Annotated in this window: 17 protein-coding genes; all 17 read right to left on the bottom strand. The window is 39.7% G+C overall.

The genetic code is table 11. The annotated features are described in order from the left end of the window. Positions 1–109 precede the first annotated feature (109 nt). A complete protein-coding gene (locus GOP56_RS05130; RefSeq protein ID WP_163244754.1) occupies positions 110–1,033 on the bottom strand; it encodes a DUF7638 domain-containing protein in 924 nt (307 codons plus the stop codon). Between the two features lie 36 nt (positions 1,034–1,069). Beyond that, on the bottom strand, positions 1,070–1,618 hold the full coding sequence (locus tag GOP56_RS05135; RefSeq protein WP_163244756.1) for a riboflavin biosynthesis intermediates N-glycosidase: 549 nt from the start codon (positions 1,616–1,618) through the stop codon (positions 1,070–1,072). A gap of 122 nt (positions 1,619–1,740) precedes the next feature. Then, positions 1,741–2,937 (bottom strand): DUF4272 domain-containing protein, encoded by a 1,197-nt coding sequence (locus GOP56_RS05140; RefSeq protein WP_163244758.1) that lies wholly within the window; start codon positions 2,935–2,937, stop codon positions 1,741–1,743. Positions 2,938–2,949: 12 nt separating this feature from the next. After that, positions 2,950–3,678, bottom strand: coding sequence for a YwiC-like family protein (locus GOP56_RS05145; protein WP_163244760.1), 729 nt, complete (start codon positions 3,676–3,678; stop codon positions 2,950–2,952). 322 nt (positions 3,679–4,000) lie between these two features. Continuing rightward, a complete protein-coding gene (locus GOP56_RS05150; protein ID WP_163244761.1) occupies positions 4,001–5,197 on the bottom strand; it encodes an MFS transporter in 1,197 nt (398 codons plus the stop codon). 445 nt (positions 5,198–5,642) lie between these two features. After that, positions 5,643–7,466: an ABC transporter ATP-binding protein gene (locus GOP56_RS05155; protein ID WP_254068623.1), complete on the bottom strand. Its 1,824-nt coding sequence runs from the start codon at positions 7,464–7,466 to the stop codon at positions 5,643–5,645. A 77-nt stretch (positions 7,467–7,543) separates the two neighbouring features. After that, entirely contained in the window at positions 7,544–7,726 is a 183-nt protein-coding gene (locus GOP56_RS05160) for a hypothetical protein (RefSeq protein ID WP_163244763.1), read from the bottom strand. A 191-nt stretch (positions 7,727–7,917) separates the two neighbouring features. After that, the gene (locus GOP56_RS05165) at positions 7,918–8,067 is read right to left on the bottom strand and encodes a hypothetical protein (protein WP_163244765.1); all 150 of its coding nucleotides are present in this window, start codon (positions 8,065–8,067) and stop codon (positions 7,918–7,920) included. Positions 8,068–8,342: 275 nt separating this feature from the next. Beyond that, entirely contained in the window at positions 8,343–8,747 is a 405-nt protein-coding gene (locus tag GOP56_RS05170; protein ID WP_003336358.1) for a hypothetical protein, read from the bottom strand. 411 nt (positions 8,748–9,158) lie between these two features. Beyond that, positions 9,159–9,686 carry a MauE/DoxX family redox-associated membrane protein gene (locus tag GOP56_RS05175; protein ID WP_163244766.1) on the bottom strand — a complete coding sequence of 176 codons (528 nt, stop codon included), beginning with the start codon at positions 9,684–9,686 and terminating at the stop codon, positions 9,159–9,161. 15 nt (positions 9,687–9,701) lie between these two features. After that, positions 9,702–10,145, bottom strand: a complete 444-nt coding sequence (locus GOP56_RS05180; RefSeq protein ID WP_163244768.1) for a TlpA family protein disulfide reductase — start codon at positions 10,143–10,145, stop codon at positions 9,702–9,704. A gap of 13 nt (positions 10,146–10,158) precedes the next feature. Then, positions 10,159–10,638: a TlpA family protein disulfide reductase gene (locus GOP56_RS05185; RefSeq protein ID WP_022584774.1), complete on the bottom strand. Its 480-nt coding sequence runs from the start codon at positions 10,636–10,638 to the stop codon at positions 10,159–10,161. Between the two features lie 286 nt (positions 10,639–10,924). After that, positions 10,925–12,148 (bottom strand): M20 metallopeptidase family protein, encoded by a 1,224-nt coding sequence (locus GOP56_RS05190; protein WP_163244770.1) that lies wholly within the window; start codon positions 12,146–12,148, stop codon positions 10,925–10,927. A gap of 208 nt (positions 12,149–12,356) precedes the next feature. Further along, a complete protein-coding gene (locus GOP56_RS05195) occupies positions 12,357–12,815 on the bottom strand; it encodes a cupin domain-containing protein (protein WP_003336351.1) in 459 nt (152 codons plus the stop codon). Continuing rightward, positions 12,816–13,916 carry an ethanolamine utilization protein EutH gene (gene eutH, locus GOP56_RS05200; RefSeq protein ID WP_003336350.1) on the bottom strand — a complete coding sequence of 367 codons (1,101 nt, stop codon included), beginning with the start codon at positions 13,914–13,916 and terminating at the stop codon, positions 12,816–12,818. Beyond that, complete coding sequence (locus GOP56_RS05205) at positions 13,913–14,203, bottom strand: EutN/CcmL family microcompartment protein (RefSeq protein ID WP_003336349.1); 291 nt, start codon at positions 14,201–14,203, stop codon at positions 13,913–13,915. Before GOP56_RS05205 ends, eutH begins: the two co-directional genes overlap by 4 nt. Further along, entirely contained in the window at positions 14,200–15,003 is an 804-nt protein-coding gene (locus GOP56_RS05210) for a hypothetical protein (protein WP_163244772.1), read from the bottom strand. Before GOP56_RS05210 ends, GOP56_RS05205 begins: the two co-directional genes overlap by 4 nt. Positions 15,004–15,005: the final 2 nt, after the last annotated feature.

Raw genomic sequence — 15,005 nt, forward strand, 5'->3', positions numbered from 1 at the left:
AGCTTTTTTCTCCTTGCTTGCTTTTTCACCTATTCCTATTCAAATGTGGAAGTACATGAGCATCTCTTTCATCTTTACCATGTCTCTATCCCATTATTATGAATACTGCCTAGACTTCTCTTTTCTCATCAGGATAATAGATAATTCGAACATAATCAGAATCCTTTGAATCCATATCCCCTAGAAACATTCGCTCATGCTCGGGTACAAGCTCATACTTTTCCTTAAGTCTAGCTCGATTAAACTCGGATGGATCTTCTAAATACTCATAATAGACCTGTCTGCATAGTTCTAAAGAAGCTGTTTCTCCCTTAAGCTTTTTAAGCATATCCTGTAATTCATCATACTTATCATTGATTTCGCTTGCATACTGAGCTACTGAGAATGTTACCTCGCCTAAATGATCAAGTACGATAGCAGTAGGTTCTTCAAATGAAGTAAATAAGACTTTATTGTCCCACAATTCCTTAACACTCTCGATACTATATTCAAATGTAAAAAATGAATTGTAACAAACCACAGCATCATCCTTATAAACAACAATTCGCACAAGATAATTTTTCCCCTCATGCTTCATAAAGGCTGTGAATCCTTGACCCGCTACAGTGTCATATCCAATTTCCTGAGTAACACGGAAGTCTTCGGGGGTTGGAGAATGCAGAATCCTTCTGGCATTCCATAGCTCCTTCTCTTCCTCAGAAATACGATAGATATTACGGAGTGAGGGATTTAGTTGTGTAACAGTGTCGCGGATCAAATTCATATATTGGCCTTGGTCAAAATTCCACTGTGCATCCGATATCTCATACGATCCCAATCCAAATATAGAGATCGCTTCACCTTGAGGGACACTAGGGACGAGCCAATTCTTATTGAGCTTTTCAACTAATCCATCTAAATCGACTAGCTCCCAGCAATTAACCATCCCATCCTCATAAACGTCTACATAAATAAAAAAATAACTCCCGCCATTGCAAATAAAACCAGGTATCTTCGTTCCTTCTATCGTTTTCGTTCTGCGAATTTTTTGCATATGGTTCTCCCCTTTGTCATTTATTAATCGACTCGATTACCGAAATTGCTCTCGCACCCTCATAAGGGCAAAGCCTAATAGATTCTCTCCCCTCCAGTGCTGTGGCCGTTCAGCATCAGGATGATCTTGCGCTAGTCCAATCCCCCATACTTTGTCATAAGGACTAGCTTCCACCAGAACTCGATTCCCAGTCTGGAGTAAATAGGATTTTAACTGAGGATGTTGATCGAATTTTAGTAGATTCGCTTGTTGAACAATTTCGAGCTTATGTGCATTCCACACTTCCTCGTCAAAAGCTTGAACCCTGCGTCCCAGTGCTTTTGCTTGATTTGGATGCTTCTGCTGCAAAATCTGATCACGAATCGCAGCATCGCCAAACAATTCCGCTTTTTTCGCCATCATATAATGCTCTGCGGTAGGGTATGTAATGCCATCCTCTACAAAAGGAGCTGGATACCACTGGCTGAAGCAGGATTTATCTACAATTCCCTCTCTCTTCGGGGTATTTCCCCAGAAAAACAAATATTTCAACTGTTTTTTATGCGATTCCCTGATCAATGTCTGTACATCTTGTATCAGTTCCATCTATTCCACCCCTTGCAAATAATCCTAACAATCATGCACATAAAATGACTACTCTATGCACGATCTATTTATTTTTTGCTTCACCATTGTCCGTACAAATTCTATGTAATAAGCTAGCGTAATTAGGTATGTGGTATACTATCATCCCATTCTGCTTGACCATTTCCGCCAACAAGCCAATTAAGTGCATAATGTCTTTCCAACACGACGCCCGCGTCTAATTCAGCCGGAGCATTTCGCTGGTTAATGCGGGCATCCACACATGCCCAGTCATAACGCATAATTAGATCTGCTGCATCTAGTAATTCTTTTTGAGACCTCGGTTCACAATGTTGTATTAAATCGTCCAAGCTTTGATATTGAATGAGTAATTCGGAAATTCGTGGGACATGACACGTGCTATCTGGGTATGTTAATTCATCTATCAATCCAAGCGCCCATAGTAAGACCTCGCAGCACTCATACCTCCACACAAACTGAATACATTCGATCTCCTTACATTCTGCTTTTTCTATATATGCTCTTTCCTTTGGCGTCAGCCAATCTCTAACTTGATATACCTCGTCTACCCTCTCAAAATAAGACAAGGCTTCCTCCCGATTTCCCTCTGGAGACAATAGTACTTCCGAATATAGCGCTACGGCGAACAGGGCACTAACTCTTTTCGCGATAGATGTAAGGTCTCTAATGGCTGCATCCTCTTCCACCAACGCTACTCTCAAATGAGAAATATATGGAATATTTCTTGCTTCTAATAAAGCAATAGAGCGATTCATTCGATCGCGATCTGCCTCTGATTCCTCCCCCTTATCACGGTCTAACAGGTCAGAATTCGCTATTGGAATGAGTTGCTCCAGCTCACTTTTTCCCTCTAATGAGAACACAAGCCTTCCTTCACTGTTAAATATCTCCATGCTTGGATACAGTAAATAAGCATTTATCTCGCTGGCAACAGCATAAATAGCATCCATTAAAAAATGGGTCCGATTCGTATCATTGGTAAGCTCAAATCGAATTCCAACGATGCAGGTAAAGCACAAAATCTGTTGAATAACACTTTGCTGTAGATCAAGTCGTTCGGTTTTTACCTGGGAATAGTAAGCAGCCATCCCGTTTATTTGCCGTTCCACTTCTTCTTGATTCGCAATATAATCAATGCGATTTATTTTCATGAAAGTATCATCTTGCAAGGTAATCGTTAACTGCCCACCATCTACCTGATGTGATTTGCTAACTTGCTCAAAATTACTGATAATTGAATTAAAAACTCGATCTGGGGTACCTATCCCTGTATATAGCGTAATAACGGCCTCTTCCATGTGTTCGCTCCTTTACAGATAAAAGCTACTAGACAGTATCAAAAACTGTACCGCACCTATAATTTCAATGATTCCAGCCTTCCATGGACGCATCGCTTTTCCAGCATAGACAAAAGCTCTCACAGTTGAATAGACATAAGCAATTGCCATCCAAGGAAAGCCTATTAGCCACGGAACAACCAGTAATAGTCCATGATAAATATGAGCATACATGATCCAACGCTTGTTGTCTCGTTCCCGAAAAACTGACTTTACAAAAAATGCACTACCCATAAAATGCAACCAACTGAACAATACAATAGCAGCCATCGTTACATCAAACTCTCCACCAGCCAAAAGGTAAGAAGCAGCACCTCCAATGGAAAAAATAAGAATGGCACATAAATCGTTAACGATCGCCCTCTCTTTTTTACGTTTTGCATGCCATACATTTACCAAAAGAAGAATAAGTAGCGGTAGTGCAAAAGCACAAAGGAATGGATTGCTTACAAGCGGTGGTATTAAGCAAATAAGGGCAAGTAAACCGTACAATAATCCCCATTTCAGCAAGTGCTCAGCTCGTGTGGTTCGTTTCATATATTGAAGAAACGGATAAGATGACAAATAGAGAAATAGCCAAGCTAGAAATAAGAGGATATGCATCCATTGAGGTTTTCCAGCCAGCATTCCGAACAGAAACGGGACGCTAACCATTGCCCATCCCCCGTGTTCATGGGGTATTACAATACTACTTTTTTTCACAGAATTTCACTCCTTTCAAAAGGGACTCAATCGTAAATCAATTCTTACAATTCGTTTTTTAAAGCTCTTTTCATTCGAAACGTTCTACGCAATAAAAAAAGCCTTCTGCCTCTTTACAGACCTGACTACAGAGCGAAGTATAGCATTACAACGAGTAGTTTGCCATTCCTTCGATCAATCTGCCACAAGAAAGCCAAACATCCTAAAGCATCCGCAAGTAAATCTATCGAAATCGAGAACACTGTCCATACAAAAAATGGTGGAAATTGTAGGTAAAGAAATAACTACAATTCCACCATTTCTCTTTGACTTGCCGATATCACTAGTTGTTCTTGATCGCGATTTGTTCGACCACAAGTCCACGATGCGTACTCCAGACATAAATCGTCAACAACGCAACTACAAAGAACCCTACCCAATAAGGAGCTTCCGGCTGAATTCGGTATAATGCCGTTCCAGCAATCGGTGCTACAAAAGAGCCCACCCCTGTTGCCGCCGTAGTCAAGCCTGCTGCTGCTCCCTGTTCCTCTTCTCCTGATGCCAACGAAACACCTGCTGTATAACCTGGCATGGCGAATCCGCCTCCAACACCCAGTAGTAAAAAAGCGAGGACGAAACTAAATAAATTGTTAATAAAAACAAGAAGCAGCAGGCCTCCCCCCAGTATCGGCAGACCGATACGAAGCAAGGTACGCGGCATGAAGGAGCGTTTCCGAATGACTACCATTTGGACCAATGCCATCATAAATCCGACGCAAAACAAACTGATTCCAACCCACAGCGCCGTATCTTTGGAGTTTAATCCAAATTTATCTTGGACATAAAAGCCTGCTGTCACCTGTAGCATCACAATGGCGCTCATCATACACAAGGCAATCAATAAATAAGGCCGTATACCTGGCTTTCGTAGATTAAGCTTGTTTCTTTTACCAGATGACTTTGGTATAAAACGCGGAATACGCACATACACCATAAGAGCAGCAAATAATGATAGAACAGCAACAACAACAATAGGAAACAGGAGGTGAATCCCTGATAATGCTGCCCCCATAGCAGGACCGATCAGAAAACCAATACCACTCGCCGCACCAATCATCGCCATTCCCGCTGAGCGTTCATTCAACGAAGTTAAATCGGCCATCAGTGCCTGCCCAGAGGAAGTCATTGCAGGGAAAAACAGACCGAACAGCATCCGTGAAAGCAACAATAGGATAAAAAGCAAAGTCAGCTCTGTTCTCCCCTGTAAACCAATCCAAGAGAGCCAAGCAAATAGCACCAAACTAAACGTAAACCCAACCAAACCAATAATCATAATCGGTTTTCGACCGAATCGATCACTTTGTTTCCCCCAGATGGGAGCACCAAGTAACAAGATGAGGGCGGAAGCTGAAATGATCCAGCCTGCATGCATTTCATCGAGGCCCATCTCTCGAATTAATGGAGCCAGCACCGGATTAATGACTCCTAGGCCGATATAACAAATCATTAATGACAAGAAAATAACACGTTTCGGTTCCATATAACCACCTCCATTAGTACTTGTAATTCTTGCGGTATTCCGTTCGTTGCAATTGCTTCAAAAAACTCGACAGCAAAAGAGAATGCCCCCTTTTGCTGTTACCTTTTTGTGCATTTAAGAGCAACTTCTGCCCCATTAAGCTCTGACCGCCTCCCTATTACTTCAAATCTGTATTTATTATCAATAAAATGTAAATGCTGTTCCGCCAATAAACGGATGAATCCTAACGTTTAACGGATTATTTTCTATCAGAAAACAAAAATTTGATTTAACTCACACTAGCTATGCCCTTTTCGTATAAAAAGTCCTACCGCGTTTACTTTTGTTATTGCATAGAAAAAAGCCCATTTGTTACACAAAAGCCACCTCATGTAAGGAGCTAATGTCAAACAAATGAGCTAATCAGGAATTTAGGTTACATTTTTAACCTTGAGAAAATAACATCTTACACTGTCGCATGCTCAGCTTCCGCATACCATTGTGCTTGCGACCGGAACATCTCTGCATACTCCCCATTTCTTTGCATCAGCTCCTCATGATTGCCTTCTTCAACGAGTTTGCCGTCCTTAAGAACTAAAATCCGATCAACATTTTTACAGCTTCCAAGCCTGTGAGTGATGAAAATAGCGGTTTTATTGTCTGTAATCTCAATAAATTTTTCTAGAAGCTGTGCTTCAGCAATCGGATCTAATGCAGCTGTTGGCTCATCGAGAATAATAACCTCAGCTGGCTTAAACAATGCTCTGCTCAAAGCAATTTTTTGCCACTGGCCTCCTGAAATATCTTGTCCTCCAGCAAAGGATGTACCCAATTCAGTCTCGTAGCCTTTTGACAGTTGATTAATGACTTCATCGGCGCCTGTTTGATTGGTTGCACTCCTTAACCGCTCTTGATTATTAATATGTTGCACATCAGCTATCCCAATATTTTCTTTAACTGTTAGGTTATAGGTTACGAAATCTTGGAAAATAGCACTAATAATGTGTCTCATAGATACATGCTTAATATTGTGCTGATCATAATAAATATTGCCTCCAGATACTTTATAGAGTCCGATTAAACATTTGATTAACGTACTCTTACCCGCACCATTTTTACCTACAATAGCAATCTTTTCGCCTTTATTAATCTGAAACGAAATATTATGTAACGCTGGTTTTGTACGATTAGGAAAAGTAAAAGTCAGATTCTCGACCCAGATCCTTTCCTTTAGAGAAAATGTATGATCAATCGCCAGCTCCTGCTCTTCCTCTTCTAGTTCCATAAAATCAAAGAAATCCTTAATATAAAGAGTTTCGTTATATAGCTGCCCTAAATTATAGGCAATGAATTGAATAAGTGATATGGCTGAGCTAATCGCCTGTGATATTGATACATAGTCACCAATGGTTAGTTTCCCTTGACTTCCGAACCAAAGGAGCACAGCTATAAAAGCTGTTTCTGCAAAGCTATTTATCCCGCCTTTCCCAAGTTCAGCCGAAACACTTTTTTTACGAAGCTGGTAAACTGAATCCTCATATTTCCAATAGGTATTTCCCCATTTTTCTTGTAAATACTTCGTATGACCAAAGATACGTAATTCCTTAGCCGTATCACGTTCAATTAACAGGCGATACAAATAGAAAATTAAACGATTGGTGCTTGTGAAATCTCGTGCTTGCGTGTATTGCTTTTTGCCAAGCCATGTAGTAATGATGATTGGTGGAAATACTAGCAATAGAATGCAAGCAAATAGAAGCCAATGTAGCTGAACTAATATATACAAATACCCAATTAAGGTAATCAAATTTTTTACTATATCTAGTATGGAAAAGCTCATTTTAAGACCTCGGGCGCCTATGCCAGTTGAAGCCCTATGAAGATAATTGTGATTTTCCGGATTTTCAAAGAAAATCAACGGAAGCTTAGATGATTTCTCAATGATGAGCTGATCAAAATAATAGCTTACCCTTTGGGACATACGTAATCGTATCAAATCATCCAGATTATTTATTAATAGCCCTACGACAACCAATACCATTTGTAAAACAAGAAAAAACACTCCATCTACAAAGCTTGTGTTCTTGTTAATGATATCCATCGTAGTGTTAATTAGTGTTTTGGTTAGATAGATTTGTAAAAGAGGGATGACTGCCTTTATTACAGCTATTGAGACCGTTGCAATCATCAAAAAAGAGGTACACTTCCAAATTAAAGGAAAAACCTTCTTGGTACACTGCAACGAAAATAGTATGCTCCACTCTTTTTTCTCATGATGTGAAGAAAACATTTTACCCCTCCCTCCTATTTTTTATGGAAATGAAACTCCCTATCAAGAATGATAGGGAGTTTCCCACTATAAGATTGCTACTTAGCAGCAACCTTCATAAAAACTTTCTTGCCAGAAGCAATCTGTTGTACTGCCTTTTTCACAACGTACGTATACATGGCTCCATTTATTTGTAGTGTTACCGCATTTTCTTGAGTCACAACTGTATTTATCATTGCACCTTCCAATTCCAGTCCATCCTGCAGGGCATCCCATATCATTTACCTCCTTTTAATTTACGCTTCATATTTTGCAATCGAATTTCATTTCCCTTATAAAGCTGGTATGTACATCCCTTTTTCACTGCAGGAAATCGAATATTGGTAAATACCATTTCTATTCCTGAAAATCTATTTTTATCATAGAAAATTCTGAACAAAAGGGATGATTGCTACAACCCAGCATTACTTTGCTACTTAGCAGCAGCCTTCATAAAAGCTTTTTTGCCAGAAGCAATCTGTTGTACTTCCATTTTGGCAACGTTCATATACATGGCTCCATTTATTTGTAGTGTTACCGCATTTTCTTGAGTCGCAACTGTATTTATCATTGCACCTTCCAATTCCAGTCCATCCTGTAGGGCATCCCATATCTCTCACCTCCTTTCAAATTATCTATGCCTCAATCACGTTACTACTTAGCAGCAGCCTGATTTGTACTGGTCATAATCGTGGCATTCTGTTGTACTACCTTTTTGGCAACGTACGTATATTTCTCTATATTCAGTTTTCGGTTCAGTACCGCATTTTACAGAGACGCAACTGTATTTATCATTGCAACTTCCAATTGCAATCCATCCTGCAGGGCATCCCATATCTTTCACCTCCTTTCTATTTCCTATTCCTCACAGAATACGCTTACATAGCTTTCAGCCATTAATTCATTATCAATATAGAGCCGGTATGTATACACCCCTTCTTCCACTACAGGAAATCGAATATTTACACGTATGTCGATCCCTGGAACCATCCCTTCTTTTCTAAAATTTTTGAGTGGGGGAAGTTCTTCATGACAAACCAATCGATTCTCTTGATCCAAAACTTGAATAGATGGTTGCAGTGGCGGTGTATCCTCCTCAAAAAACACTTTCACAAGTACATCTGTGATAACGGCCGCTGGGAGTATTGGAACTGTAATAGCGTTTAGTACTTTTTCAACAGAGTGCATTTTTTCATACTCATGAAAATGGACCTTCTCAGCAATAATCATTTGTATTTTGAATGTGTCAAGCATAGTTTGCATCAGCTTATTAATTCCTCCTTTTCTGTCATAACAAACCGTACGTACTCGTACGAATCCGAAAAATGAAATATCTTATGATGTCTCTGTACAAGTACAGGATTATTGTGTAGCAGAGGTGTAAACCAAGAAAACGAACTACTGTTTACAACAAGATGATTTTTCCATAATTTCGCTTTGATAGTAATAAGCCAATCCGGAGCAGAAAAAAATATGATAATATTTTTATTTTCACCTTGAGCCAGCAAATGATCTATGCTCTTAAAATTAGGAGAAGCATAGTCTACAAGGATTATAGTAGAAAAGCTTGTCCTTAGCTGCTTTTGTAATGTGTGGATCAATCTCACTTCATGAACGAGGCGTTTCTTTGCTAACCAGACCCTAATGGCGATCATGAGTAGCACAATAATCCCGCTAAAAATGATAAGGACGTTTATCATCGGTCGTAAGCTCCCTTACTTGTTTAGCTTCACTCCAAATATCGTAGGCGATTACAAAACAGACGATCATAGCTCCAGAGACTATCGATTCATCTAATGAAAAGATACGGATGGGGAGAAACAATTTCCCTATCAACAAGGCAATCAGAACAAGATTTCGAATAATCGGATATTTATTCAAGGAATCCGCCTTACCAAAGCACCCACAATCAGCCGCTTCACTAATCTTACGTTTTCGTTTAATAAACAGGATAAAGAAAGACAGCATAAGAATAACCAAAATTTCTTTCCATATGTATGCGATACCAATTACGAAAAGTAAGAAAATAGAAATTTCGGATATCAGCAAAAGACAAGCTGAAATAGCTGTAAGCTGATAAGGGATTATTTGATAAGAGTGTATTTGTAACCTTAGATCATGAAAATGATAAACCTTCATGTAAAAGGATAGAAAAAAGACTACAGCTATTATCATGTCTATAACATAGGACAATACGGTCATACTCCAACCTTCCTATCATGTAATAAGTTGAAATAAACTATCTGTATCAGTTGAATGTATTCCTTTGATAACCTTTCCGTTTTTATCAATAAAGTACGAAAAAGGTGTAAACGGTATCCGTAAATCATCATAACTGCCAGCATACGATAGAATTGGAAAATGAAATTCATGATATTTTGCTATCTCATCATTGTCTTCTGGTGTACCATCGCTTACAAGTATAAAATGATCTGTATATCCTTTGAGAAACGCTGGAATTTGAGGTAATAAATCGATACAAAGAATGCAGCTCAAAGAGATAAAACAAAATACACAGTTCGCCGAAGAATCATACTCCATTCCCAGCTTCTCAATAGGAAAATCTTCTCCTACACGGAAAGGTACAATCTCTCCACTACTGCTTTCATTGCCAATGCTTTTCTTCTTAGTAAATAAATCTTTAAAATTTATACGACTCACAAAAGTTCCCCTCCTATGCCAATATCCGACGTAATGGTTCCATTAATTTGTTAAACCAATATAAGTCGGAGCACCCATTTGTAGAAAGAACTTGTCCAAGCTTGTTGATCGCATAACCCCTTGGCATGAAATAAACATTTAGCTTTCGCGTAATCAATTCTTTTGGAACCAAGTAAATGTGTTCAATGCGATCCGTGAAGGCCGCCTTCATTAATTCAAAATTTTCCGGACTGGTATGAAGTAACACAGCAATATTGATTCCAGGATTCTCCTGAGTAAATTCATCCAAGGCTTCCATCGAAGCTAAGCAGGATTCACAATCCGTGCTATAACACATCAACAGCAGGTAATCTGAAACAAGATCATACAGTTTTAGCTCTTTCGCTTGGTCTTCATAAATCTTAACATTCGGGATATAATCCCCGACTTTTAGCATTTCAAGTTTTTTATCCTTATAAAATTTTCTGTGGGCTGGTGTTTCTACGACACTCACAATATTCCTCCTTTTATTATGTATGGATCAGATTCGTATGTAGGAAAATTAAATTGGATATATTTTCCTCTTATGTATTAATATTACATTGAATATAAATAAATGTAAACTATTTTTCTCATTTTACTACTTTATTTTTCTTTATGTTATATAGATTCCTTTATTTAGATAAGGGAAACTCTGCTTCTTTCAAAACAAAAATAAAAAAAGAGAAGCCTCTTTTCACTCCGTTCTATCAAACAGAATGCCTACAAAGCCTCTCTTTTTATGATTTTTATTCAAGACCCTATGTCTCTAATCCCACCTTCGCATTCTGTGACTTCGGTAGTACCCTCCCCTCAGTCAGATAATTCATAACCGCAGAAATAAAGAGCTTGCCAGCCACAAGCATAGAGCGTTCATCTACGTCAAACATTGGGTGGTGATGTGGATAAGTCGCCTGAATTTCTGGGTTTCGTCCTCCTACATAAAAGAATGTACCAGGTATTTTTTGGAGATAATAAGCAAAATCCTCCGCACCCATTCGAGCCTCTAGTATCTCTGTATGATCCTCACCTACTAAAAGCTTGGCAAGCTGATAAATACGCTCTGTCTCTGTCTCATCGTTACATAAGGCTGGATAGCCCCGTTCATAGTCGATTGTGAACGTTGCCCCCAACCCTTCACAGGTCGTTTTGGTAATTTGTTCAAGTGAGGTTTCAATCTTTTGGCGAACATTTTCATCAAAGGTACGTACCGTTCCTGATAAAGTAACACTTTGCGGGATGACATTAAACGCTTTCCCCGCGTGAAAGCTACCCACTGTTAACACGGCCGCTTGAAGAGGATCAATCCGTCTACTAACAATTTGCTGTAGGTTTAATACCAGTTGGCTTCCAATCACTAGCGGATCAATCGCTTTATGTGGATACGCGCCATGCCCTCCCTTACCCGTTATCTCCATATAAAATGAATCTGCCGCTGCCAACATATAACCCGATTTTACTCCAACAACTCCTACAGGCTGATCTGATGAGACGTGGGCACCGTAAATAACATCTACACCATCAAGGCATCCCGCTTCAATCATGGAAACCGCACCACCCGGCAATAATTCTTCTGCAAACTGGTGAATAAAAATTACAGTCCCGGGTAACTCGTCACGATACTCACTCAAAACCTTCGCAACACCAAGTAAACCCGCTGTGTGAATATCATGACCGCATGCATGCATCACCCCAGGTACTCGTGATTTATATATCACTTCCTTTTCATCCTGAATGGGTAGAGCGTCAAAATCAGCACGCAAAGCAACTGTTTTTCCTGGCTTTCCACCTTTTAGAACTCCAAGTACCCCATTGCCACCTACTCCCGTTTTTACCTCAAGTCCAATTTTGCGTAAATAATCGGCTATTTTTATAGGCGTATTCACTTCTTGGAAGGAAAGCTCCGGATACATGTGTAAATCTCGGCGAAATTCAACTAATTCAGGATAAAGCTGTTCCAAGCGTTCTAGCATTGGCTGTATCATAAAAACTGACCTCCTTTGGAAATTGAGAAAACTAATGCTCACAGAAGTATTCTAGCCAACGGATTCCCGCTTCGGCACATTATGTCTATTCCTGGCTTTTGTATAACTATACGTTTTGTATCATGAACAATCAACCGAAAATTCAGTCTTTTAAAATCAAAGAAAGATCGATGCCTTGACTAAAGGGCTACCGATCCTCTTCTTTACATCATTCAAGCTGCTGCCAATTTGCTGGATACGTAACATATAAAAACTTTGCATAGGCTGGTACGGAGAATTGAATGCTCGTATTCCGTGGAATGAGAATAATATCACCTGCATGTCCGATAATGCGACGACCATTTATTACAATTTCTAGGGTTCCTTCTATGATATAATCAATTTCATCATATTTTAAAGTCCAATCAAATGTCGTTTCTTTCATTTCCATCAATCCACAGCCAAGCCGAGGGCTCTCCTGTAAATCTAACGCATCTTTTAAATATACGCGATCGCCTGCTTTTCCCGTATCAAAAGGCTCTAATTTCAACGAGTTCAATTTAACAGACATTACACCGCTTGGATCAATCTTCTTATCTATCTTATCAGGTGATTGGTTAAGCTGCGTAAGCTTTTCCAAAACAATTTTACGAATTAACGCTTCAAGAGATGCTGGATCAAGTTGCATTTATTTTACCTCACTTTCCGCAGTTAGCTTTGATTTGGAAGCAATCAGAATAGCTACTAGCACTGCGGTGATTCCACCCACTAGTTTCCCTACGATCATTGGAAAAATAAGGTCTTTTTCTATACCAGCCGTAAATCCTAAATGATCTCCAAAGGTAAAAGAAGCACTAACTGCAAAGGCGATATTTATGATCTTTCCCCTTGAATCCATTTCTTTTAGCATGCCAAACATCGGTATGTTGTTGGCTAAAGATGCTACTAGTCCTGCGGCCGCTTTATCATTCATACCAAGTAATGAGCCTAGCTTAAGTAATGGTTTTTGGAAAACTTTCGTAATGACATATACCATGGGAAATGCACCCGCAAGTACGATAGCAATAGAACCTACGATTTCAATGCCATCCCAAATACGAGTCATCCCAGGAATAATAACCACTCCTGTTAAGGTCTCAATAATGATAGCCGCTAGTGCCAGTGTAATAATAATAACGACTCCTTTGCCAAAAACACTAAAGCCCTTGATCATCCCATTCGGGACCAGCCATAGCCCAACTCCAATAATTAATGCTACTAGTATGATAGGAACTAAATTACGCAAAATCATTCCAATATCATAGCCAGCAACCAATCCACCTACTAAGCAACCAATCGGAATGGTCATGATTCCAGCTAGCACCCCGGTAGCAAGGTATTTACGATCCTCTCTTTCAATAATGCCAAGTGCAACAGGAATGGTAAATACAATAGTTGGGCCAAGCATGGAGCCAAGAATAATACCGGCAAAGCGTCCTGCTTCTGGGTTGCTAGCCATCTGCATTGCTAGCGGATATCCTCCCATGTCATTAGCGAGCAAGGTGGTGGCAAACATGGCTGGATCAGCACCTAATGCCGTATAGAGTGGCACAACGATCGGCTTTAACAACGTCGCTAATACAGGTGCCAGCGAAATAACACCCACCATGGCAAGTGTGAGCGATCCCATCGCCATAATTCCTTCCTCGAATTTATCTCCTAAATTAAATTTATTATCCAAGCATTTATCAATTGCCCCCAAGACCATGAAGATTACCATTATGTAAATGATAATTTCATTAATACTCATACACTGTCCTCCTTACCCGAGTCTCTTAGCTCATAGCTATCAATAATACCAACGATCGTCGCATCAATGGGTGCTTTGACTTGATCAAAAGCCGCTCTTGCCGAACCGCCCTTCGTTACCAATACCAAATCACCAATACCAGAGCCTGCACCATCCGCAGCTACAAAGGTCTTTGCTGGTTCACCACCAAAAATTTCGGTGGGAGAGACAATCATCAGTTTCAGACTATCTAATTTTGCATCTTTTCTTGTGGCCCAAACGTTACCAATGACTTTTCCGATAATCATACAGGTTTGCCCTCCTGCTTTGTTTTCTTGACAGTAAGCTGATTCATACGTACAAAATCTTTAGCCAGTGGAGTTAAGATGGCATTGGGTAAAATGGTAAACGATTGAGCCCCTAATAAGCATAGCTTTTTTAATACGGATTCAGATACGACCCTCTGCTCGATATGCCATACTTTTTCTGCGGCATCTGCTAAATTACTTGCCTCATTCACATGTAAATCATGCTTTCGCTCACAATTTGAATCCAAGTGTTCAGAGGACCTTTGGCATATGGACTGCGTTAGGGGTCTTTCCAGATGGCGCTGTTCCTGACCTAGCAGATGAATGTCTGCTTTTTTGATCAAAGTCACTCCATAGGAAACAAGCTTCTGCTCGTATGATTGATACAGATCATATAAATGAGCTGGAGCTGTACGGTGGAATTGCCGATGCTCAAGACCTTCTTGTAACAGGTACACCTTTTTCCCTTGAAGTAATGCTTGGGTAATAAGATTCTTTGAAGATATGAGCCCCAATGCTAGTGAAGCTAATGCGCAGCAATGTAATCCAGTTATCAAAATGAAGGCAAAGGATTGAACGTTACATTCCAAGAGGTCATCAGGCCACTTTTGTGAGCAGGTTACATCATTGATTACAACAGAATGAACGTCAAATTTCTTATTGAGGGCCGACTTTATGGCAAGCCACTCGCTTTCATGTGTAGAGATGACGATTATTTTTTGCTTGTTCTCTAAAGAAAGCGTGTCCAATCGAGATATAACCTCATTAGTAACGGCTTCTATTAGCTGCTGTATCTCCAAAC

The sequence above is a fragment of the Brevibacillus sp. 7WMA2 genome, assembly GCF_010748895.1.
Lineage (GTDB): Bacteria > Bacillota > Bacilli > Brevibacillales > Brevibacillaceae > Brevibacillus_B > Brevibacillus_B halotolerans.